The sequence below is a fragment of the Pseudarthrobacter sp. HLT1-7 genome (assembly GCF_059383435.1).
Map to the genome: position 1 here is coordinate 313,179 of NZ_JBWZCH010000001.1, position 21,546 is coordinate 334,724.

23 protein-coding genes are annotated in these 21,546 nt (G+C 68.0%); 7 read left to right on the top strand and 16 right to left on the bottom strand.

Annotated elements, in window-relative coordinates; all coding sequences use genetic code 11:
• Positions 1-64: 64 nt before the first annotated feature.
• From tgt to AC50X6_RS01520, 6 genes are all read right to left on the bottom strand, one after another.
• The gene (gene tgt / locus AC50X6_RS01495; protein ID WP_494964552.1) at positions 65-1,363 is read right to left on the bottom strand and encodes a tRNA guanosine(34) transglycosylase Tgt; all 1,299 of its coding nucleotides are present in this window, start codon (positions 1,361-1,363) and stop codon (positions 65-67) included.
• A 33-nt stretch (positions 1,364-1,396) separates the two neighbouring features.
• The gene (locus tag AC50X6_RS01500; RefSeq protein WP_494964553.1) at positions 1,397-2,122 is read right to left on the bottom strand and encodes an SRPBCC family protein; all 726 of its coding nucleotides are present in this window, start codon (positions 2,120-2,122) and stop codon (positions 1,397-1,399) included.
• A 49-nt stretch (positions 2,123-2,171) separates the two neighbouring features.
• Entirely contained in the window at positions 2,172-3,239 is a 1,068-nt protein-coding gene (locus AC50X6_RS01505) for a DUF6707 family protein (protein WP_494964554.1), read from the bottom strand.
• A gap of 120 nt (positions 3,240-3,359) precedes the next feature.
• Positions 3,360-3,899: an NUDIX hydrolase family protein gene (locus tag AC50X6_RS01510; RefSeq protein ID WP_326968618.1), complete on the bottom strand. Its 540-nt coding sequence runs from the start codon at positions 3,897-3,899 to the stop codon at positions 3,360-3,362.
• Between the two features lie 92 nt (positions 3,900-3,991).
• Complete coding sequence (locus AC50X6_RS01515; RefSeq protein ID WP_494964555.1) at positions 3,992-4,234, bottom strand: hypothetical protein; 243 nt, start codon at positions 4,232-4,234, stop codon at positions 3,992-3,994.
• A gap of 31 nt (positions 4,235-4,265) precedes the next feature.
• Positions 4,266-4,670: a hypothetical protein gene (locus AC50X6_RS01520; protein WP_494964556.1), complete on the bottom strand. Its 405-nt coding sequence runs from the start codon at positions 4,668-4,670 to the stop codon at positions 4,266-4,268.
• 89 nt (positions 4,671-4,759) lie between these two features.
• On the opposite strand from AC50X6_RS01520, the gene AC50X6_RS01525 reads away from it, so the two are divergent.
• Positions 4,760-5,359 (top strand): YdeI/OmpD-associated family protein, encoded by a 600-nt coding sequence (locus AC50X6_RS01525; protein ID WP_494964557.1) that lies wholly within the window; start codon positions 4,760-4,762, stop codon positions 5,357-5,359.
• 11 nt (positions 5,360-5,370) lie between these two features.
• On the opposite strand, the gene AC50X6_RS01530 is transcribed toward AC50X6_RS01525, so the two are convergent.
• The 4 genes from AC50X6_RS01530 to AC50X6_RS01545 form a co-directional block, all read right to left on the bottom strand.
• On the bottom strand, positions 5,371-6,546 hold the full coding sequence (locus tag AC50X6_RS01530; protein WP_494964558.1) for an ABC transporter ATP-binding protein: 1,176 nt from the start codon (positions 6,544-6,546) through the stop codon (positions 5,371-5,373).
• The gene (locus AC50X6_RS01535) at positions 6,543-8,132 is read right to left on the bottom strand and encodes an ABC transporter permease (protein ID WP_494964559.1); all 1,590 of its coding nucleotides are present in this window, start codon (positions 8,130-8,132) and stop codon (positions 6,543-6,545) included. The genes AC50X6_RS01530 and AC50X6_RS01535 overlap by 4 nt, the downstream gene beginning before the upstream one ends.
• Positions 8,133-8,137: 5 nt before the next feature.
• Positions 8,138-9,193: an iron ABC transporter substrate-binding protein gene (locus tag AC50X6_RS01540; RefSeq protein ID WP_494964560.1), complete on the bottom strand. Its 1,056-nt coding sequence runs from the start codon at positions 9,191-9,193 to the stop codon at positions 8,138-8,140.
• A 165-nt stretch (positions 9,194-9,358) separates the two neighbouring features.
• A complete protein-coding gene (locus AC50X6_RS01545) occupies positions 9,359-10,597 on the bottom strand; it encodes a glycoside hydrolase family 76 protein (RefSeq protein WP_494964561.1) in 1,239 nt (412 codons plus the stop codon).
• Positions 10,598-10,829: 232 nt separating this feature from the next.
• Here AC50X6_RS01545 and AC50X6_RS01550 point away from each other — a divergent pair, with 232 nt between their 5' ends.
• Positions 10,830-11,672, top strand: a complete 843-nt coding sequence (locus AC50X6_RS01550; RefSeq protein ID WP_494964562.1) for an SDR family NAD(P)-dependent oxidoreductase — start codon at positions 10,830-10,832, stop codon at positions 11,670-11,672.
• Between the two features lie 89 nt (positions 11,673-11,761).
• Complete coding sequence (locus tag AC50X6_RS01555; protein ID WP_494964674.1) at positions 11,762-12,901, top strand: acyl-CoA dehydrogenase family protein; 1,140 nt, start codon at positions 11,762-11,764, stop codon at positions 12,899-12,901.
• 72 nt (positions 12,902-12,973) lie between these two features.
• Here AC50X6_RS01555 and AC50X6_RS01560 read toward each other — a convergent pair whose 3' ends face one another.
• From AC50X6_RS01560 to AC50X6_RS01585, 6 genes are all read right to left on the bottom strand, one after another.
• Positions 12,974-13,834 carry a DUF1684 domain-containing protein gene (locus AC50X6_RS01560; protein WP_494964563.1) on the bottom strand — a complete coding sequence of 287 codons (861 nt, stop codon included), beginning with the start codon at positions 13,832-13,834 and terminating at the stop codon, positions 12,974-12,976.
• A gap of 87 nt (positions 13,835-13,921) precedes the next feature.
• Positions 13,922-15,148, bottom strand: coding sequence for an endonuclease (locus tag AC50X6_RS01565; RefSeq protein WP_494964564.1), 1,227 nt, complete (start codon positions 15,146-15,148; stop codon positions 13,922-13,924).
• A gap of 244 nt (positions 15,149-15,392) precedes the next feature.
• The gene (locus AC50X6_RS01570) at positions 15,393-16,016 is read right to left on the bottom strand and encodes a TetR/AcrR family transcriptional regulator (RefSeq protein ID WP_494964565.1); all 624 of its coding nucleotides are present in this window, start codon (positions 16,014-16,016) and stop codon (positions 15,393-15,395) included.
• Between the two features lie 27 nt (positions 16,017-16,043).
• The gene (locus AC50X6_RS01575; protein ID WP_494964566.1) at positions 16,044-16,208 is read right to left on the bottom strand and encodes a hypothetical protein; all 165 of its coding nucleotides are present in this window, start codon (positions 16,206-16,208) and stop codon (positions 16,044-16,046) included.
• Positions 16,205-16,492 carry an aldo/keto reductase gene (locus tag AC50X6_RS01580; protein ID WP_494964675.1) on the bottom strand — a complete coding sequence of 96 codons (288 nt, stop codon included), beginning with the start codon at positions 16,490-16,492 and terminating at the stop codon, positions 16,205-16,207. The genes AC50X6_RS01575 and AC50X6_RS01580 overlap by 4 nt, the downstream gene beginning before the upstream one ends.
• Complete coding sequence (locus AC50X6_RS01585) at positions 16,453-16,851, bottom strand: aldo/keto reductase (RefSeq protein WP_494964567.1); 399 nt, start codon at positions 16,849-16,851, stop codon at positions 16,453-16,455. The genes AC50X6_RS01580 and AC50X6_RS01585 overlap by 40 nt, the downstream gene beginning before the upstream one ends.
• Positions 16,852-17,098: 247 nt before the next feature.
• Between AC50X6_RS01585 and AC50X6_RS01590 the strand changes: the two genes are divergently transcribed.
• From AC50X6_RS01590 to AC50X6_RS01605, 4 genes are all read left to right on the top strand, one after another.
• Complete coding sequence (locus AC50X6_RS01590) at positions 17,099-17,779, top strand: NADPH-dependent F420 reductase (protein WP_494964568.1); 681 nt, start codon at positions 17,099-17,101, stop codon at positions 17,777-17,779.
• Positions 17,780-17,819: 40 nt separating this feature from the next.
• Positions 17,820-18,194 carry a hypothetical protein gene (locus AC50X6_RS01595; protein ID WP_494964569.1) on the top strand — a complete coding sequence of 125 codons (375 nt, stop codon included), beginning with the start codon at positions 17,820-17,822 and terminating at the stop codon, positions 18,192-18,194.
• 114 nt (positions 18,195-18,308) lie between these two features.
• Complete coding sequence (ppc, locus tag AC50X6_RS01600) at positions 18,309-21,122, top strand: phosphoenolpyruvate carboxylase (protein ID WP_494964570.1); 2,814 nt, start codon at positions 18,309-18,311, stop codon at positions 21,120-21,122.
• Between the two features lie 101 nt (positions 21,123-21,223).
• Entirely contained in the window at positions 21,224-21,529 is a 306-nt protein-coding gene (locus AC50X6_RS01605; protein WP_326967848.1) for a hypothetical protein, read from the top strand.
• The last annotated feature ends 17 nt before the right edge of the window (positions 21,530-21,546 follow it).

Consider the following 21,546-nt stretch of genomic DNA (forward strand, 5'->3'; position numbering starts at 1 on the left):
GCTACAAGACGTCGAGTGCGCAGGGAACCGTCGAAACGGCGGGGCGGGCAGCGACGGCGGGCGCCTAGGAGTAGTACTGCGCCAGGGTCTCGGCCTTGAACTCGAAGAAGTTGCCGGCCTCAATGGCCAGCCGGGCGTCGTCGACCATCTTCACGACGAAGCGTTCGTTGTGGATCGAGATCAGCGTGGCCGAGACCATCTCCTTGGCCTTGAACAGGTGGTGGATGTAGGCCCGGGAGTAGTTCAGGCAGGCGTAGCAGTCGCAGCCGTCCTGCAGCGGGCCGAAGTCGCGCTTGTACCTGGCGCCGGAGAGGTTGTACCGGCCGGTGGGGTGGTAGAACGCGGAGTTGCGGGCCACCCGGGTGGGGGAGACGCAGTCGAAGGTGTCCGCGCCGTTCTCGATCGCGGTGAAGATATCGTCCGGTTCGGAGATGCCCAGGAGATGCCGCGGCTTGTCCTCCGGCAGTTCCTCGTTGCACCAGCGCACGATCGTGCCCAGGTTCTCCTTCTCCAGCGCCCCGCCGATACCGAAGCCGTCGAAGTTCAGGGCGCCAAGATCCCGGCAGGCCTTGCGGCGCAGGTCCTCGTACTGGGCGCCCTGGATGACGCCGAACAGCGCCTGGTACGGTTTGCCCGCACGTTCGCCGGTGAGCCGGATGTGCTCGGTGACGCAGCGTTCGGCCCAGCGCCGCGTGCGTTCCAGCGACTCCTCCTGGTAGCCGCGGGAGTTCTGCAGCGTGGTCAGCTCGTCGAAGGCGAACATGATGTCCGCGCCGATCCGGTGCTGGACGTTCATGGAGATCTCGGGGCTGAAGCGGTGCCGGTCGCCGTTGAGGTGGCTCTTGAACCACACGCCGTCCTCGTCCACATGGGCCAGCCGCTCCTTGCCCGGGGCCACCGCGTCATCGGGCCCCGAACGGTCCACCGACTTCATGTCGATGACCTTCTTGAATCCCGAGCCCAGGCTCATCACCTGGAACCCGCCGGAGTCCGTGAAAGTGGGCCCCGGCCAGTTCATGAAGGCGCCCAGCCCGCCGGCCTCGTCCAGGATGTCCGCGCCCGGCTGCAGGTACAGGTGGTAGGCGTTGGCCAGTACGGCCTGCGCGCCCAGCTCGGCAACGGATTCCGGCAGTACGGACTTGACTGTGGCCTTGGTGCCGACGGCGATGAACGCGGGCGTCCGGATCTCGCCGTGCGGGGTGGTGATGGTGCCGGTGCGGCCCAGGAACTCCCCGCCGTTTTCAGCCAGCTGAGCGGCCGACGGCGGGCACGTTTCGCTCAGGCGTTTGCCCACGCGGAAGGAGAATTCGGACTGCCGGGCCGGCTGGAGCGGCGGCACGGGTGACTCAAGATTCGCTGGCACCGTTCAAGTGTGCCAGCTAACGGACCGCTTCCCTTAGTGCAGCGGATCCGATGTGGGGTAGTTCTCAGTCCGCCACTTGTCCCAGTAACTGCGGACGGCCTCCAGCCGGTGAGCCCCGAGATCGAACGTCGAGACGATGACGAGGGAGCCGCCGTCGGGCCGGACATCCGGGATGGCCGGCTGATCCGCCACGATGACGAGGCCCTCGCCGTGCTCCGCGTAGTGGTGGACAGTGAGCCCCACCTGGTGGTTGCTGCGGAACCACACCTTGCCGGCGGCCTCCTCGCCGGTGGCCAGGGTAAGCGCGTAGGGCTCGCCGGGGGCAGGGACATCGCCGAGCCCCAGCTTCTCGATGGCGGATCCGCCGGTCCCGGGCACGGCGAAGAAGAACGTCCGGCGGTTGCCGTGCGGATGCCGTTCAAGGGCGAAGCGGAGCTGCTGGAGGAAGGTCAGCCAGCCCTGGGTGATGTCCTCGTCCCAGGCGGCCCACTCGGAATTGTGGTCCACCGCGGCCCGGGTGACGCTGACTTCAGTGCCGGTGGGCACCGGTTTCAGGGTGAAGACGTCACCGCCGTCGACCACGAGGGACGTATGGTCCGCGCCTTCGACGACGTTGGGGCTGAAATAGATCTCATTGATCTCCGCGGCCTGGTCGTCGGCTTCCCAGCCGTGCCACTGTGCCACTTTGGCGGGTTCGCGCAGCATGGTCCAAACCTGCTGCGCGTCGGAGTTGATCACAACGCTCAGATTGTTCGTCATGGGGTGAATCTACAACGCCCGGCCGCGACGGGGTAGGGCCAAACGCCTGTCAGGAACGGACGGACTCGAGTTCGTTGCCGATCCGGCGTTCCAGCTCGGACGCTCCGATGGTTTCCGAGCCGCCATGGGCGCGCAGGAACAGCAGCGATTCGAGCCGCAGCAGCCGCCATTCGCGTTCCGCATCCGGATTCGAGTTGTCGATCGAGCGGAAGATTTCCTTGTCATACAGGTTCGGTTCGTTGAGCGAACGCTGGCGGATTTTGGCATTGATCCGGGCCTTGAACGGGTCGGCTTCCATCGCGTCGGGCGCGCGGAGGAATCTTTCGTAGGCTGCGGCCCGCTGCTCCTGACCCAGCCGGCGGCAGATATAGCTGGACAGGGCCAGGGACGCCTCAACCGATGCCCAGCGCCCGCGGTTCCCGTCAAAGGGCAGGACGTTAAGCAGGTCCGCGACGGCGAGGGCGCTCTCGGCGTCCTTGAGGATAATGAACAACTCGTGGGCGAGGTCGCTGAGATCCTTGAGGCAGCTGCCGGACTTGGTGTTGATGCCCTTGGCCAGCCGCTCGCTCAGCAGCTGCACGCCAATCGATTCCGGGTGCGCCTCGGCCACGGCTTCCACCACGGATTCGGGGGTGCCCTCAAGGGCAGGGATGAGTGCCAGATCCTCCTCGCTGGGGCCGCTCACCACCGGCGGCGCGGGCGGAAGCGGAGGGACGACGACGGCGGCAGGCGCCGTGGCGCCGCCGGCCTCGCTGCCATCCCGTTGGCTGCCGTCTCCCTGGGGGAGGTGCTCGCCGGCCGGCGGCGGCGAGCCGACACCGGCGAAGGTGTCAGGAGCGGTGTCCGGAGCAGCGCCCGGGGCCGTTTCCACGGCGCGGGGGTCCGGGTCCGTCTCAGCCGCGGCGATCCGCACCATGGAGCCGGCCGCGATGCGCAGCACGCCGCCGCCGGTGAGGGTCGCCAGCACCATGGCCGGGGTGCCGAAATCGTCGGCTTCGACGTCGATGCGCTGGATCTCAGCCGAGCGGTCGCCGTCGGGCAGGAGTAATCGGTCGCCGCCCTGCAGAGCTCCAGCCTGCTGCTCGCTGTAGTTCCGGGAGGCTGGGGGGTGGGGCATCTGGAGTCCTTCGGTTCTCTTGCGGTCCGCACACCAGTCTACAAAGGCGGGCGCGTGAAGTCGGGGACGCAGGGGAAGCATGGAGCGTTCCGGTTCCCGATCCGGCTGGTTGGGCGGCGCTCAGTTCCCGACGCCGGCGAAGGCCAGTGCCTGGCGGATGAGGGCCCCGCGGCCGCCGCTGAATTCCAGCTGGACGTCCGAGCTCATGACTTCCTGCGGGGTCATCCAGGTCAGTTCCAGGGCGTCCTGCCGGGGCGAGCATTCGCCGGTGACCGGGATGACGTAGGCAAGCGCCACGGCGTGCTGGCGGTCATCGGTGAAACCGGTGTGGGACGGGGACGGGAAATACTCGGCCACCGTGAACGGCACCGGACTGATGGGCAGCTGCGGGAACGCCAGCGGGCCGAGGTCTTTCTCCAGATGGCGCAGCAGGGCAGCGCGGATGGTCTCGCGGTAGAGCACCCGGCCGGAGACCAGGGACCGGACCATGGCGCCGTCCTCATCGGCCTGCAGCAGGGTGCCGACCTCGTTCACAAACCCGAGCGGATCCAGCCGGACCGGCACGGCCTCGACATAGACCATGGGCAGCCGGCCGCGTGCCTCGAACAAGTCGTCGTCGGAGAGCCAGCCGGGATTCGGGTCAGGAGTGCGAACGTTCATGGTTAAGTTCTACCCCATCCCCGACCGAACCCGGCGCCCTCCGTGGGATGTCAGCTCAAAGCGGATGCCATAGTGCCGAGACCCCAGGCGTGTCAGGAACCGAGCGGAGCCGGCTGCGAAATCCAGAGGGTGGGCGGCACGTGTGAACCCGGAGCGGCGCTGCCGGCGGCAGCGTCCGGGTTGGCCACATGCAGCGAATGTCCGTACGCCGCTTCCGTCATGCTGACCTGGTGCCCCGCGGAGGTGAGCCGGTCCCGCAAGGCGCCCAGGTCGCCGTCGTACTCGAAACCCAGGCCGGCCCGCGCCGGGCCGGAACCGGTGCGCACCATCAGCACGCCGCCATTCTTGGCGGTGAAGTCAGCCGTCTCATCGTTGTCCTTCGACGACGGCGAGCGCCGGATCGGCGTCCCCGCCCCTGGCGCCGTGGGCTGCACGATCGGCCAGGAAGCTGAAGCCGTCCCTGCCGGTGACGCGGCACGAATCGCCGTGATCCGCGTCGATGAGCTCGGCCGGGGCGTTCCCCGATTCCGCCCCCGAGAGATTGGTGCGGCGGGCGAATTCCTCCAGATCGCCCACCTCCACCCCGAAGTACGTGGTGCCGTCGTCCGCGGCACCGGCCGGGGCATGGTGGAGCGCCAGCCGGCCCGAGCCGGCGTCGAACTCCAGCCAGCCGCCGTCATCGTCGAGGGTCTTTATCAGGCCCAGGGCGGCGAGGAGCCGCTCCCACTGGTCCAGACGGGAGGTGTAGTGGATCGGGCGGACACGCAGCATCGCAACTCCCTGGCTGAAACGGGTTGGGGTTCTTAAAGATATGGTGCCATCACGGCGCCGAATCCGGTCACGGCGGGAGAAGATGAAGCATGGCTGCTGACCTCGAGGAACTGCTGGTGAAGGACGCTGCCGAGTGGCGCGCATGGCTTGAGGCGCACCACGCGGACAGCCCCGGTGTCTGGCTCGTGCTGCACAAGAAGGGTGGCGCGGTGACCGAACTGGACTACGAGACCGCCGTGCAGGAGGCGCTCTGCTTCGGCTGGATTGATGGCCAGGCCCGGCGCCGGGACGAGGGAAGCTCCTTCCAGCGCGTGACCCGCCGGGGCCCCAGGAGCGTATGGTCGGTGCGGAACGTGGACCGGATCGGACGCCTCGCAGCCGCGGGCAAGATGGCGCCGGCGGGCAGTTCCGCCGTCGACGCAGCCAAGGCCGACGGGCGGTGGGAAGCTGCCTATGCCGGGCCGGCGACGGCGGTGGTCCCGGCGGATCTCGCCGCTGCGATCGCGGCCGAACCGCGGGCCCGGGCGATGTTCGAGGTCCTGACTTCGGTGAACCGGTACGCCCTGATCTACCGGACCAACGGGGTCAAGCAGGCCTCCACCAGGGAGAAGAAAATCGCCGGATTTGTGGCCATGCTGGCCCGCTACGAAACCCCGTACCCGCAGACCAGGCGGCCGCCGTCCCCCTGAGCCCTGACCTTTCAGTCCTGCGGCAGGTCCTCCATCGGGAAGGCGACAGCCTCGCCCACCACGCGCAGGCACAGCTCGGTGCCGGGGCGGGCGATGGAGGCATTCCAATGCCGGATCGTGATGATTTCGCCGCCGCCGGGGTAGCGATGGTCGGTCACGGCTCCCCCGGCAAGGACCGGCGGCACGGCGAGTTTGAGCCGGACGGTGGTTTCCGGTCCGAAGTAGTCGGTGTCCACCACCACGCCGCGGATGGGGCCGTCCTCGGCGATGCGGATCTGCTCGGGGCGCAGCATGAGCTGGACCCGGCCCTGCGCCGGAGGCCGGCGCACGGGGATTCCGCCGAGCGAACAGGTGGCGAGGGAGCCTTCCATCCACGCGTCGAGGATGACGGCGTCGCCCAGGAATTCCGCGGTGGCGCGGTCCGCCGGGCGGGTGTAGACAATAAACGGGTTGCCGATCTGCGCCAGCCTGCCGCCGCGCATCACCGCCACCTGGTCCGCGAAGGACAACGCCTCGCCCTGGTCGTGGGTGACCAGGATAGTGGTCACGCCGGCGTCCTTGAGTACCTTGCCGACGGTGCGCCGGGTAGCTACCCGCAGGCCCGCATCCAGGGCCGAGAACGGTTCATCCAGCAGGATGAGCTCCGGCTCACGGGCCAGGGCGCGGGCCAGGGCGACGCGCTGCTGCTGCCCGCCGGAGAGCTGGTGCGGGCGTCGTTTGGCCATGGCCGGGTCCAGCGAGACCATCTCCAGCAGCTCGCCCACCCGGACCTTGACGGCGCGGTGTCCGCCGGCGAGCTTGCCGGAGTCGAGCCCGAAGGAAATGTTTTCCCCGACGCTCAGGTGCGGGAACAGGGCGCCGTCCTGCGCCACATAGCCGACGTGGCGCTTGTGGGCCGGCACCCAGACGCCGTCGCCGGCCACCTTGCTGCCATTGAGTGAGATGCTGCCGGTGCCGGGGTGCTCAAAGCCGGCAATCAGTCGCAGCAGCGTCGTCTTGCCGGATCCGGAAGGGCCCACGATCGCCGTCGTCCCGCCCCTGGCCACCGAAAGGTTGACGCCCTTGAGGACGGCCTGGGGGCCGAAGTCCTTGGTGACCGCGTCGATCTGGAGGTGGTTGTTGGTGCTGGTGGCAACCGAGGCCGCGATCCGCGGTTCCGGAAGCCGGGATGGGCTGTAGTCGGTCACTGTCCCGCCGCTTTCTTGGACTGCTGGAAGAGGAGATAGGTCATCGGCGCCGAGATCAGGATCATCAGCAGCGCATAGGGGGCGGCGCCCGCGTAATCGATTTCGCTGCTCTTGCTCCAGAACTCGGTGGCGAGCGTGCGTGTTCCGTTGGGCGAGAGCAGCAGAGTAGCGGTGAGCTCGTTGACGATCGCGAGGAACACCAGCGCGGCTCCGCCGGCGGCGGCCGGCGCCGTCAGGCGCAGCGTGACGCGGAGGAAGGACAGAAGCGGAGGTTTGCCGAGCGACTGTGCAGCCTCATCGAGTTCCTTGGGCGCCTGGGCCAGGCCGGAACGGATGTTGACCAGGGCGCGCGGCAGGAACAGCAGCACATAGGCGGCAACCAGGACCGCCGACGTCTGATAGAGCCCCGGCGCCACGCGGATGCTGACCGTCACGAAGGCCAGGCCCACCACAATCCCGGGCATGGAGCTCGTGACGTAGTTGGAGAGTTCCAAGGCCTTGCTGAACCAGCTGGGGTGCCGCACGGCCAGATAAGCCATCGGGAACGCCACGACAGTGGTGGCGAGGGCGCCGGAGAGGCCGTAGGCGAGGGTCTGCAGCAGCGCCGGAAGAAACTCGTCCGCGGACCAGATACCCGGGCCGCCGGCGAAGATCCAGCGCAGCACGAACGTCAGCGGCAGGCCGAAAGCCAGGGCCGTCAGGGCGATCAGGGACAGCTGCGCGGGGACCCGGTAGGCGTGCAGCGGCAGTCGCAGGGCGCGGGCCTGGGCGCCGGAGCCCACCCTCGCATAACGGGCACTGCCACGGCCGCGGACTTCCAGCAGCAGCAGGATGAGGCAGAAGAAGACGAGCACACTGGCCAGCATGTTCCCGGCGGTGCCGTTGAAGGTGGACTGGTACTGCACCATGATCGCGGTGGTGAAGGTGTCGAAGCGGATCATCGCGAAGGCGCCATACTCGGCCAGAAGGTGGAGGGCCACCAGCAGCGCGCCTCCCGTCATCGCGATCCGGAGCTGCGGCAACACCACGCGGAAAAAGGCCCGCCAGGCGCCAAGGCCCAGGGACGCGGCAGACTGCTCGATCGCCGGATCCAGCCGGCTGAGCGTCGCGGCGGCGGGGATGTACACGAGCGGGAAGTAGGAGAGCGTGGCGATCAGGACGCCGGACCAGAGCCCGCCGAGCGAGGGCACCGCGGAGACCCAGGCGTAGCTGTTGACGAACGCGGGGATCGCCAGCGGGGCGGCGAGCAGTACGGCCCACCACTTGTGTCCCTTGAGATTGGTGCGTTCCACCAGCCAGGCGCCGCCCACGCCCAGGACCAGGCACAGCGGCACGGTGATCACCATCAGCAGCACCGTGTTCAGCAGGAGCTCGCCCACCCGCTCCCGGAAGATCAGGGCGACGGCGGTATCCCAGCCGGTGGCTGTCGTCATGACGATGACGTAGCCAAGGGGGATCAGCGAGAACAGGGCGATCAGGACCGCAAGGACCGCTACAACAGAAACGCCGAAAGGCGGGCGGGGGCTCTTGCCCCGGCCCGCCGTCGTCGTGTCCCCGGACTTGCCGGGGGCCAGCGTGGTTCGCACTTCGCTTAGAGCAGTCCTGCCTTGGTCATCAGCTCGGTGACCTTTGCGGAGTTGAGCTTGGCCGGATCCACGGTGGGGGCCTGCAGCTCCTTCACCGGAACCAGTTTGTCATTGGCCGGAACGCTGGAGGCCACCGGGTACTCGAAGGAGGTGCCCTTCTGCAGGACTTCCTGGCCCTTCTTGCCGGTGATGTACTTCAGGAAAGCCTGTGCCGCGGCGGCGTTCTTAGCGGACTTCAGCACGCCACCGCCGGAGATGGACACAAACGCGCCCGGATCCTGGTTCTTGAAGTAGTACGGGGCGACGTTCTTGGAGTTCTCGCCGGTCTTGGCCTGATCGCCGTAGTAGTAGTAGTGGTAGATCAGGGCGGCGTCGACCTCTCCGGCGTTGACCGCCTTCATGGCCGTGCTGTTGCCTTTGTAGGCTTTGGAGTTTTCCTTCATGCCCTTGAGCCATTCCTCGGCTGCCGCTTCGCCCTTCAGCTCCAGCAGGGCGGAGACGATCGCCTGGAAGTCGGCGCCGGACGGCGAGGCCGCCCACTTGCCCTTCCACTCGGGCTTGGCCAGATCCAGCATGGACTTGGGCAGCTGGCCCTCGCTCAGCTTGGCCTTGTCGTACATCAGCACGGTGGAGCGGGCCGCAATGCCGGTCCACTTGTTCGTGGAGGGGCGGAACTCGGCGGGGACCTGGTCAACGGTGGCCTTGTCCACATCCGCGAAGAGGCCCGCGTTCTCCACCTGGGCCATGGCGGGGGAGTTTTCGGTGAGGAAGACGTCCGCCGGGGAGGCCTGGCCTTCCTGGACGATCTGGTTGGACATCTCCGTGTCCGAGCCCTGGCGGAGCGTGACTTTGACGCCGGTCTCGGCGGTGAACGCGTCCACCCATTCCTTGGTCAGGGACTCATGCTGGGCGTTGTACACGGTGATCCCGCCGGAGTCTTTTTCGCCTGCGGCGGCGCTGCTGCCGGGGGACGTGGACGTGCCCGAGCCACAGGCTGCAAGGCCGAGCGCGGCGGTGGCGGCGAGTGCGATGCCTGCCAGGGCGTTGTTGCGGATCTTCATGGGGCTACTTTCTGCAAGGAGAAGGTCAGGGAACCCTAGCCCCCGTGAGCGGGGAAGTTAGGGCATGCTCACTAAGCAAAACTGTAGGTTAGCCAAACCTAAGCCACCAAGTTGAAAGCCCATTAAGTGTTCAGGATCACATCAATTACGAAACTATTTCGTACCCTAATTGTCCGTGGACTCTTTTGCGTGCGGGGGCACCCCCGCCGCAGCGGGGCCGGCGTTTGCGGCGATCGACGCGGCCGCCTCCAGGATCATCCAGGCCTGAAGCTGGGTGGACAGTTCGACGCCGGCACCGGCCGGATAACTGCTCCGCGCCGGCACCTCGGGACGGTCGGAAAAGACCAAGCGGGCGCCCCTGCCTGCCAGCGGTTCACGCGCCTGGACGATGCGGCGCCCTTCCCAGAGGGCTTCGGCGGTGTCGTAGACCAACGTGGCGGCCGTGGTGCGGCTCACGGCAGGCAGCCGTTCGTCGATGGCGGCAAGCGCCAGGTAGCGCACCAGGATCCCGGTAAAAAGGCCCCCGTCGCCGGCACCCTCGCAGCGCAATACCGTGGCGGTGCGCCCGGCCAGCGGAGCCGGCAGGGTCAGGTTTCCAGCCACCGACAGGACCAAGGCGGAGGCGCGGTCCAGGTTTGCCGCGCCGCCGAGCTCCAGCAGCGCACCGAGGACCGGGCCCTGGTTGTAGGTGTAGATGGCACCCTCCAGCACCACGCCGCCCCCGGGGGCGATCCGGATTCCGTCCCGGTACAGCCCCTGTTCCGGGTCGAAAAGCCGGGCGTCGAGCCAGTCCAGCAGGGCCTGGGCCCTGGCGGTCTTGCCGGTCCGGGCGTAGTAGAGGGCCACCGGGGCCGTGGCGGGGGTGTTCTTGAAGTCCCGCTTCTTGCTCCAGAAAGTTCCGCCGCCCAGATCATCCGTGGAGGCCGAATCGAACTGCAGTGTCAGGCTTTTCAGGACTCCGGCGTTGCGGCGCCGACCGCCCGCCTTGCGGCTGTCTTCCGCGAGTTTCTCCAGCCGCAGGGTGGACAGGGCCAGCCAGGCCATGTCGTCGTAGTAGTTATTGATGACGGTGCGGAAATTGCGCAGCCGGATCCCGGTGACCAGCCGGGACGCGAGCTTGCCGGCGCTGGGCCGGTTCTCGCCGTCGAACCTGGATCCGGGACTGCCCTCGGTGCCAAGTTCGCGGCGGCCGGTGTCAACGAGGCAATCAACGTAGTGGGCCTGCCACCAGTAGTGCCACGGACGGGCCAGGTTCTTCATCCGGCCGGACGGCCGCACGATCGCCGCGATATGGGTCCCCGGCAGGAAAAACAGCCGTTGCCCGAACAGCCTGGTCACCAAGCGGGCCGCTTCGTCGGCACGGAACGACCAGTTGGGGGCGGCGGAGGTGTCTGCGGGGGTCATGGATCCAGCCTAGTGGCGGCGGTGCGTCCGGGCAGGGATCGTCGCGACGATGCAGGCGGCATTTTGCCGGCGGCATTTCGGGCCGTCGGGGCGCGGCGGGGTTCCGGTGTACCGGGCCGAAGGTGCGGATTGTTCGTATTCCAGTTAACATTCACTAACTGTTGTTCCCTGCAAGTCCGTGACGCTGCACACAGTGTCGCGGCGGGTTCCGGTTCCACATCGAGGAGGATGCATGGACATCAAAGGTACTGTTGCGCTGATTACGGGCGGGGCCTCGGGGCTCGGGGCGGCGACGGCCCGGCGCCTGTTCGACGCCGGCGCCTCGGTGGTGCTGGTGGACCTGCCCGGCTCGGCCGGGGACGCCTTTGCCGCCGGGCTCAACGCCCGGGGCGATGCCCACGCGGACGCCGGTGATGCCGCGGTTGCCGGGAGTCCGACGGAGCCCGTCAACCGCGCGGTCTTTGTTCCCGCGGACGTCACCAGCGAAGACCAGGTGCAAGCCGCCGTCGACGCCGCCGTCGCGCTGGGTCCGCTGCGGATCGTGGTGAACTGCGCCGGGATCGCCACCCCGGGCAAGGTCCTGGGCCGCGAGGGAGTGCTGCCGCTGGCCACCTTCAGCCGCGTCATCCAGATCAACCTCGTGGGCACCTTTAACGTCATCCGGCTGGCCGCTGCAGCAATGGTGGACATCGAGCCGGCCAGCACCGAACTCGGCGGACCGGAACGCGGCGTCATCATCAACACTGCCTCCGTTGCCGCCTTCGACGGCCAGATCGGCCAGCCGGCCTATGCCGCCTCCAAGGGTGCCGTGGCGGCCATGACGCTGCCGATCGCCCGCGAACTGGCCCGCTCGCTGGTCCGCGTGGTCACCATCGCGCCGGGCATCTTCGAGACCCCCATGATGGCCGGACTGCCGCAGGAAGCCCAGGACTCGCTGGGACAGCAGGTGCCACATCCGTCCCGGCTGGGCCGCCCTGCCGAGTACGCGAACCTTGCCGCGCACATCGTGGAAAACGCCATGCTCAACGGCGAGACCATCCGCCTCGACGGCGCCATCCGGATGGGACCGAAGTGACACGGGCCGGGCTCGCCGTGGAATCCGCGTCCGCCCCGGCGTCGTCCGTGGACGGCCTGCCGGGCGCCGACTTCTTCGACTTCGAGTCGATGCTCAGCGCCGCCGAGCGGGTAAAAATGGCCGAGCTGCGGGAATTCCTGGCCCGCGAGGTGGCCCCGTTCGCCACCGATTGGTGGAACAAAGCCGAATTCCCCGCTTATATCCTGCCCAAGCTGGCGGCCCTCGAGCTCAGCGCACCGGCCCAGCGCGGCTACAGCAACTTGTTCGCCGGGCTGGTCATTGCCGAAATTACCCGGGTAGATACCTCGCTCGCGACATTCTTCCTGGTCCACCATGACCTCTTTGTGGAGTCGCTGTACGGCTTCGGCTCGGAGGAACAGAAGGCGCGGTTGCTCGACGACGCCGCCAGCCTCCGGACCACGGGCGCCTTTGCGCTCACCGAACCCGAGCACGGCTCCGACGTTGCCGGCGGCATGGAAACCAGGGCCCGGCGGGTTCGCGGGGGAGCGGCCGACGGCGGGGATACCTGGGTGCTCAACGGCGCCAAACGATGGATCGGCAACGGAACGTTCTGCGACTACATGCTGGTGTGGGCCCGCGACGAGGCCGACGGCGGCATCCGCGGCTTCATCGTGGACGCGACCCTGCCCGGCGTGACCCGGAGCAAAATCGAGAACAAGATCGCGCTGCGTACCGTGCAGAACGCGGACATCGTCTTCGAGGATGTCCTGGTTGCGGAGACGGACCGTTTCGCCGGGATCAGCAGTTTTGAGGACACCAACGAGCTGCTGCGCGGCTCACGGATCATGGTGGCCTGGCAGGCCGTGGGCCAGCAGCTGGCCGCGTTCGACGTCGCCCGGCAGTACGCCGTCGAACGCCAGCAGTTCGGCCGGCCGCTGGCAAAGTTCCAGCTGGTGCAGCAGCAGCTCGTGACCATGCTGGGCAACGCCGTTGCGAGCATGGGCATGATGGTCCGGATCGCGCAGCTGCAGGAGCAGGGCTCCGCGGACATGCCGCAGGTGGCGCTGGCGAAGTCCTATGTGAGCGCCCGGATGCGGGAAACGGTGGCGATGGGCCGGTCCCTGCTGGGCGGCAACGGGATCGTCACCGACTTTGCGATGGCCAAGATCTTCTCCGATGCCGAGGCGATCTACACCTACGAGGGCTCGTTCGAGATCAACACGTTGATCGTGGGCCGAGCGGTCACTGGAGTTTCCGCGATCGTGTAGGCGTGGTGGCCGAGCCACTAGTGGTCGAGCGCACGGAAGTCGAGCGGACGGAGACCCCGGATGTCGGAAGGCTCAATCACCGGGGAAAGGCTCCTTCTCACCGGCCTCAATCCGGTAGTCCAGGCTGTTGTTCTTCACCGGCATGGGGCAGGTGCCGTACGGCGTGAAGGCACTCGGGTAGTTGATGGCCCGGTTGAAGTCCAGGATCACGGTGCTGAGTCCCGAAGAATCGACCCGCGGCCGGGCGGTGGACACCTTGCGCCACTCGGCCGTGGCCTTTCCCGGCGCGGCCGCTGCATTGGTTTCATCGTGGAATGTGACGGTGAGGGCGCCCAACTTTTCCTCTTCGGCCTGCAGATGGAACTCGTGGTCTTTGCCCGGCAGCCGGAACACCAGCTCGCCCACGGAACGGTGGACGCCCTCGACCAAGGGGCTGGCGGTGCCGATGGGTACGTCCACGGGCTCCGGATAGGGATAAAAGCTGGCCTCCACCACGAGGTCCGGGCGGAAATCGAAGGTCGGCACGCCGTCGAACCCGGTAAATACCGGCGACTGCGCATCCCTGGTGCGGATGGCGTACTTATTCGCCCGCATCGCCAGTTCCACCACCACCTGCCGGCCGTCCTTCCCGCCGAACTGCACCCACATCAGCGACTCCTGGTTGGCGAGGGTCGCGCTGAGGGTGCCGTCCACCGCGGCGCCGGTCTCCACGAGCGTGAGCCCGTCGGCCGCCGCGGCGGTGAGGGACGCCGTCGTGCCGTCCGTGGACCACAGCCCGGGGACGGGTTCGACGGCGGTGGGCTCACTGTCCAGCCACTGGAACGAGGTCAGGGTCAGCCAGCCGTGGCCGGCCGCGAGGGCAGTGTCGCGGTTGTTCCGGAAGCGCTGCCAGCGGGCCAGCTGAGGGTCAGAGACGGGATGTGTGGTGTTCACGGGTTCCTTCCAAGCGGTGCACGGCGTTGGCTACAACCCTAGGCCCCGCCCCGACAGACCGCTACGTGGCCGGGGCGGGGAACGCGGTCAGTTCCAGATGGCGTCGGCGTACTCCGGGTGGTCCACGAACGGGTTCCGGTTGCCTTGCCACACCTCATAAATGCGCTGGTTGCGGCGCTGTTCGAAGGAGTCCGGCGGGTCCACCCGGTTCCATTCCAACAGCACACTCAGCTTTCCCATGTACGGCGCTGAGCCGTTGTTGACGAGGTTGTTCATTTCCAGATCGGCGAAGCCGTCGCCTCCCTCGTAGCGGACGGCCATGTACATGATCATCCTGGCCACATCGCCTTTGACAGCGTTGCGGGGCTCCCACGAATCGGCGTCGGTGTAGTTGCCCGGTGCCTCCGCGGACTGGGTGCCGCCGAGGTCAAAGTCCTTGTTGCCGCGCGCGGAGTTGACGGTGACGTCGGTGGGACGCAGGTGGTGGACGTCCGTCCCGGGGCCCGTGGCGGTGCCGAAGTCGCCGTGCGACTTCGCCCAGACGTGTTCCCGGTTCCAGTCATCCACGCCGCCGCCATTGGTGGTCTTCGACTGTGAGCGGCCCGTGTACAGCAGGACCACGTTGCTGCTGTTGGCCGGGTCCTGGTCTGTGTCCTTGAGGGCGTCCCAGACCTGGTCGTAGCTGAGGCGCCGCTGGCCGGAGATGATCTGGTGCAGGCTGGCCTCCAGTGCTGTCCCGGTTTTCCCTGCGGCCGGGCCGTAGTAATCGCCCGGGGTCGGTGCGGGCGTTGCTGTCGTGGTGGCTGTGGGCGCTGGAGACGGCGGCCCGGACAGGGCCATGCTGCCGGGACTTTTTAGCCCGGGGTGCGAGAAATAGGCCGTCAGCTGGCCGGTGACCTCGATCTTCCTGTCCAGGAGTGCAGGATTGCTTTGGAGGCCGAAGTTGGTGCGGTAGGCCGTGGTGACCTGGAGGTAGAGGATTTTTGCCGTGTTGGTCTCGGTGGCCGAGTCGGCAATCGCAATGGCCGTGTCCGCGGTGAAGCCACTGCGGATCACGGTGCCCGCCGCCGTCGGCTGGCCCACTACGAAGCCGGCCACCGCCGCCGTCGAGCCGTTCTGGGTTGCGATGGCTTGGGCAACGGTGAGCGGTGCGGCGGCCTGTGATCCCGGCGCCGACGCGGACTGCGCCACAAGAGAAGCGAAGAGCAGGCTGAGGACCAGCGCGACGGCGAGCAGCGGGTTGCGTCCGGCCGTTCCGGCTCTCGCTCTTCGCAGCCGGACGGGCGGGACTGGGGGAGGCGGGGCAGCGTTCATTGGGGCTCCTTGAGGCAGGCTGATCGCCGAGGGTGACGGCACGAGTGTCATTGACAGTATTTGTCAATGACATCTCAAGATATGTCAACAACATGCTCCACGGAAGCGCCGGCAAGGCGGGGCGCCGGAGATTCCCCGGCAATTCAGCGGGGGTTCGGACGCCGTTCAGCTGGCGGGTCCAGCCTGCCGGCGGCGGCCGCTGCGCGGGCTCTCCGGATGGGGCGCCCCTGAATGGGCTCTCCGCTTAGGGCTGCGATGCCGGGGAGCGGCCGGCAGCCGCCGCCACGAGCAGGGAAGCGGTGGTGCGGGCGGAGGTGGCAGCTTCGGGGTCGGCATCGAGGACGCCGCTGGCCAGGCCGCCGTCGAGCAGCAGGGTGAGGCTGCGGGCGAGCTGATCGGGATCCCGGGCGCCGGCCAGCGCCGCCAGCCCGCGGATCCAGGCCCGGATGTGCTGTTTGTGGGCCACGGTCCGTTCATGCACCCGGGTGCCCGGGGCGGATTCGGCGGCGGCGTTAATAAAGGCGCAGCCGCGGTAGCCGTCGCGCCGGCAGGCGCTTGCCAGGGCATCGAAGAGACCCACGAGCTGATCCGCGGGATCCGGCCCGGCCGCCTCGGCCGCGGCGTGGAGTTGCCCGGTCCAGACGCCGTCCACCGTGTCCAGATAGGCCAGGATTAGCTCGTCCTTGGCCGGAAAGTACTTGTAGAATGTGGCTTTCGCGACTCCCGACTCGGCGATGATCGTATCGACGCCGGCTGCGCGGAGGCCCTGGGCGTAGAAGAGCCGGAAGGCCGTGGCCAGAATCCTTTCCCTGGCCTGTCCGGCAGGCGTCCGGACGGTCTGTGGTGTCCTGCTGGCGGGCGGGGTCATGGCTACATGCTACACAGACAAGTCTGTCTATGCCGCCATCGCCTGTTTGATGCCCGCCAGCCGCTGGAGCCAGCGGAGAAGCCGTTCGGCCGCCGGGCCGGCGGTGTCGCCGGCCGGGCCAAAGCGGCGGAGGACGTCCTCGGCGGCGTCGAGGATGCGCGCTGCCGTCAGGACGACGACGTCAGAACTCACCGGCGCTCGCTGTCGAGTATGGCCATCTGGGCGGCGTCGTAGCGTGTGCCTGCTGCGGCGTCAGCGGGCACCGCCGCCTCGATATCGGCGAGATCCTGGCCGGAAAGGACCAGCGTGGCGGCCCCGAGTGATTCGGACAGCCGGTCGCGGCGGCGGGCGCCCACCAGCGGGACGATATCCTCCCCGCGGGACAGTACCCAGGCGATGGCCACCTGGGCCACGGTGGCGTCCTTGCTCGCGGCAATCAGGCGCAGCCGCTCCGCCAGCTCAAGGTTGCGCTGCAGGTTCTCGCCGGAGAACCGGGGGAGACGGGCGCGGAAGTCCCGCCGGTTGCCCCCGCCCTGGGCAGGCCAGTGGCCCGATATGAGGCCGCGGGACAGGTGTATGCCAGGAAGTTCTTGATGGCCACCGGCCGGGCGTCAACGCCGTTCCAGCCGCCGCGAGCGTCGCGGAGGAGGCCGAACTTAACGCTGATCTGCGCATCCTCGCGGCGGCGGCCCTGGATGGCATCGCGGAGCAGGAGCTCGTTGTGGCCCACGCCGTAAAAGTCGCCCGTGTCGAACAGGGTGACGCCCGCGTCGAGGGCGGCCCGGATAGTGGCGACACTCTCGGCGTCGTCCGCGGGGCCGTAGAGGTCGGACATTCCCATCAGGCCGAGCCCGATCGGAGCGGTGGTGGGACCGGTGGCACCGAGGGCGCGGCTGGGGCCAAGCTGTGAAGGTGTCGTGGCGCGAGCTTATGGCAATCAACTGACAGGCTTCAATAATCGTCAGCCTCCAGGTGTGGATTTATGCCCGGTGCTGGACTCTTGCCGTAGACAGGTCTGTCTGATATCGTCTTGCGCACTAGTAGACGTACCTGTCTACCCCACCCTTGAGAATCGGGATGCCATGAAAATTGCTGTACTGGGAACCGGCACGGTGGGGCGCACCATAGCCGGTGCGCTCGCGGGCCGGGGCCATGACGTAGTCATCGGAACACGCGACCCGCAGGCGACGCTGGCGCGCACCCGGCCGGACGCTATGGGGACCGCACCCTTTGCCGAGTGGCACGAAACCCGCCGCACGGTCGACGTCGCTACGTTCGCGGATGCCGCAGCCGGCGCGGACATTGTCGTCAATGCCACCCACGGCGGTGGATCACTCGAGGCGCTGGCTGCGGCCGGGGCGGCGAACCTGGCCGGCAAGGTGCTCATGGACGTCGCGAACCCGTTGGACTTCTCCCGGGGTATGCCGCCGTCGTTGAACCCGGTCAACACCGACAGCCTGGGCGAGCAGATCCAGCGGGCGTTCCCGGAAGCACGCGTCGTCAAGACCCTGAACACGATGATGGCCGGCGTGATGGTGGCTCCGGAACGGGTGGCCGGGGGCGACCACTCGGTCTTCGTTTCCGGAAATGACGCTGCTGCCAAGTCCGTCGTAGCGGAACTCCTCACGGGGTTCGGGCACCGCGACATCATCGACCTCGGCGACATCACCACCGCCCGCGGCGCTGAAATGATCCTGCCGATCTGGCTGCGGATCTGGGGCGCGCTCGGTACTGCGGAGTTCAACTTCAAGATTGCCCGCTGAACGGGGTGCCGGACGGGGGCGCCCCGCGTAGGCTGATTCCATGGCCGCCGGAATCCTCGAAGTCGTGGGAACCGCACTGGCCTGCGTCGCCATCATAGCCGGGGGCGCGGCTGCGGGCATGTCCGTGCTGAAGCGGGGCGGCACGCCGAAAGGTGCCACCGGAACCCTGGGCAGTGTGCTGAGCATGATGGACCCGGCAACAGGGGCGCCCACTCGCGAGGAGTCCGCCGCCGCGAGGGAAGAACTCAGGCAGCGGCGGCACGAGGCGAGCGAATCAGGCAGGGGACCGGACCATAGCGATCCATACAGCGGCCGGATTGTCCTGCCACCCGCGGCACCGGGGCAAAAGTCCGGCCGCGGGGCGCCGGCCTCAGCACCCCGCGAGATCCCGGTCAAAGAGCCTGACACTATCTGAGACGGATTCCCCTGCTGCCCGGGCTGCGGGTAGCATCCCTTAGGACCACGTAACCCGGCTCACAGTATCCAGCGCAGTGTACGAGCCAAGTCGACCCCTCGAGAGATAGTTTCCATGGCTGACACTGCAATGAATCCCGGCACCGATCTGGCCTCCGAGCTGCGGGCCGACGTCCGCCGGGTGTCCACCCTCCTCGGTGAATCCCTTGTCCGCCAGCATGGCCCCGAGCTCCTGGACCGGGTGGAACAGGTGCGCCTGCTGACCAAGGAATCCAAGGAGGCCGCCCGGGGCGGTGCCGATGCGACCGGGCCGTGGAGTTCGTACGACGTCGTCGCGCAGGTCCGCGAGCTGCTCGGCTCCCTGCCCCTTGAGCAGGCCACCGATCTGGTCCGTGCCTTCGCCTTCTACTTCCACCTGGCCAACGCCGCCGAGCAGGTCCACCGCGTCCGCGGGCTGCGCAACCGCCGGGAAAAGGACGGCTGGCTCGCCAGGGCCGTCGCCGACATCGCGGCCCAGGCCGGAACCGCCGTGCTGCAGGAAGTCGTCAACGAGCTCGACGTCCGGCCGATCTTTACCGCGCACCCCACCGAGGCCTCCCGCCGCTCCGTGCTGGACAAGGTCCGCCGGCTCTCGGACATCCTCGCCGAGTCCACTAAGGACGGCACCTCCGCGCGCCGCCGGCAGGACCGCCACCTCGCCGAAGTGATCGACCAGATGTGGCAGACGGACGAGCTCCGACAGGTCCGCCCCACACCGGTGGACGAGGCACGGAACGCGATCTACTACCTCACCGGTATCCTCACCGATGCGATGCCGGAAATGCTCTCCGACCTCTCCGACCTCCTCGGCGAGCACGGTGTCACGCTGCCGGCGGAGAAGGCACCGATCCGCTTCGGGTCCTGGATCGGCGGTGACCGGGACGGTAACCCCAACGTCACCGCTGCCGTCACCCGCGAGGTCCTGCAGCTCCAGAACCAGCACGCCGTCCGGATCAGCATCGGCCTGATCGACGGGCTCATCTCCATCCTCTCCAACTCGACGGCGCTCGCCGGGGCGGACCGGCAACTGCTGGACTCGATCGACGTCGACCTCAAGAACCTCCCGGGGCTGGACCCCAGGGTTCTGGAGCTCAACGCCCAGGAGCCGTACCGGCTCAAACTCACCTGTATCAAGGCCAAACTGCTCAACACCGCGCGGCGCGTGGCGGCCGGCTCGGCGCATGAGCCGGGCCGCGACTACACAGCCACCGCGGAGCTCCTGGCCGAGCTGGGACTTCTGGAGCACTCGCTACGGAACCACCATGGCGCACTTGCGGCCGACGGCGCCCTGGCCCGGGTCCGCCGCGCCATCGCCTCCTTTGGCCTGCACCTGGCCACCCTGGACATCCGCGAGCACGCCGACTACCACCATGACGCCGTCGGACAGCTGATGGACCGGCTCGGCGGTCCGGGCGTCCGATACGCGGAACTGAGCCGGTCCGAGCGGCTCGAGGTGCTGGGCTCGGAGCTGGCCTCCCGCCGCCCGCTTTCCGGCCACCCGATCAAGCTCGACGGCGTCGCGGACGGCACGTACGATGTCTTCCGTGAGATCCGGCGGGCCCTACGGACCTACGGCCCCGACGTCATCGAGACGTACATCATTTCGATGACCCGCGGCGCGGACGACGTCCTGGCCGCGGCCGTGCTGGCCCGCGAGGCCGGGCTCGTGAGTCTCTTCGGCGAGGCCCCGTACGCCAGGATCGGCTTCGCCCCGCTGCTGGAGACCGTGGAGGAACTGCGGGCCTCGGCCGAGATCGTGGACCGGCTGCTCTCCGATTCCTCCTACCGCGAGCTGGTCCGGCTGCGCGGGGACGTGCAGGAAGTCATGCTCGGCTACTCGGACTCCAACAAGGAATCCGGCGTGATGACCAGTCAGTGGGAGATCCACAAGACCCAGCGCAAACTGCGCGATGTCGCGGCGAAGCACGGCGTCCGGGTGCGTCTCTTCCACGGCCGAGGCGGCTCGGTGGGCCGCGGCGGCGGGCCGACCTATGACGCGATCATGGCCCAGCCCAACGGTGTCTTGGAGGGCGAAATCAAGTTCACCGAGCAGGGCGAAGTCATTTCGGACAAGTACTCCCTGCCCGAGCTGGCCCGTGAGAACCTGGAACTCTCCCTCGCGGCGGTCATGCAGGGATCTGCGCTGCACCGCACTCCGCGCACCTCGGAGGACCAGCGCGAGCGCTACGCCCACGTCATGGAGGCCATCTCCGACGCCGCCTTTGCCCGGTACCGGACGCTGATCGATGATCCGGACCTGCCCGCCTACTTCATGGCGTCTACCCCGGTGGAGCAGCTGGGTTCGCTGAACATCGGCTCGCGGCCGTCCAAGCGGCCCGATTCCGGTGCGGGACTGGAGGGCCTGCGTGCCATCCCGTGGGTGTTCGGCTGGACCCAGTCGCGGCAGATCGTGCCGGGCTGGTTCGGCGTCGGCTCCGGTCTGCGGGCAGCCCGCGAGGCCGGAAATTCGGCCCAGCTGGTGGAGATGATGGAGCGCTGGCCGTTCTTCCGCTCCGTGCTCTCCAACGTGGAAATGACGCTGGCAAAGACGGACATGGACATCGCAGGCTACTACGTCTCCACCCTGGTCCCGGCGGAGCTGCACCACCTGTTCCGCGCCATCCGGGCCGAGTACGAGCTGACCGTGGCCGAGATCCAGAAGCTCACCGGCGAGGACCTGCTCCTGGACGCCCAGCCCACGCTGAAACGCTCACTGGAGATCCGGGACCAGTACCTGGACCCGATCAGCTACCTGCAGGTGGAACTGCTGCGCCGCGTGCGGGCCGAGGCGGCGGGCAGCACATCCGGGGCCGGGATCGACGAGCGCCTCCAGCGCGCCATGCTGATCACCGTCAACGGAGTCGCCGCGGGCCTGCGCAACACGGGGTAACCGTCACCCGATTTCGACGCTCCCGCACGTTTTGCCGTGCTTTCCGTGGCACGCCCTCACCTCGGGTGAAGAGGCGTCGGCGGGGCGGATAGGGTGGTTCCATGCCGTCGTTCCAGAGCAGACTCAAGATCACCGGGCTCAAGCCGGGCAACCCGCCGGAGGCCGTGATGGCGGCAGCCGTGGAGGCGCTGGAGACGCGGCACCATGTCGAGGCGAACCAGCTGGAGCTGGCCGGCGGCGTGCCGCAATTGAGTCTGCGATTCCTGGTGGAAGCCACCTCGTACAGCGGCGAGAACAACCAGGCGCGGGAGTCGGCGGCAATGATGCGCGACGCCGTCGAACGCGTTGCGGTGACCGGAAACCTGACGGTGCTCCGCCGCAACCGGGGCCGCTGGGCGCCGGTCTAGCCCGCGAAGGGTGGAGC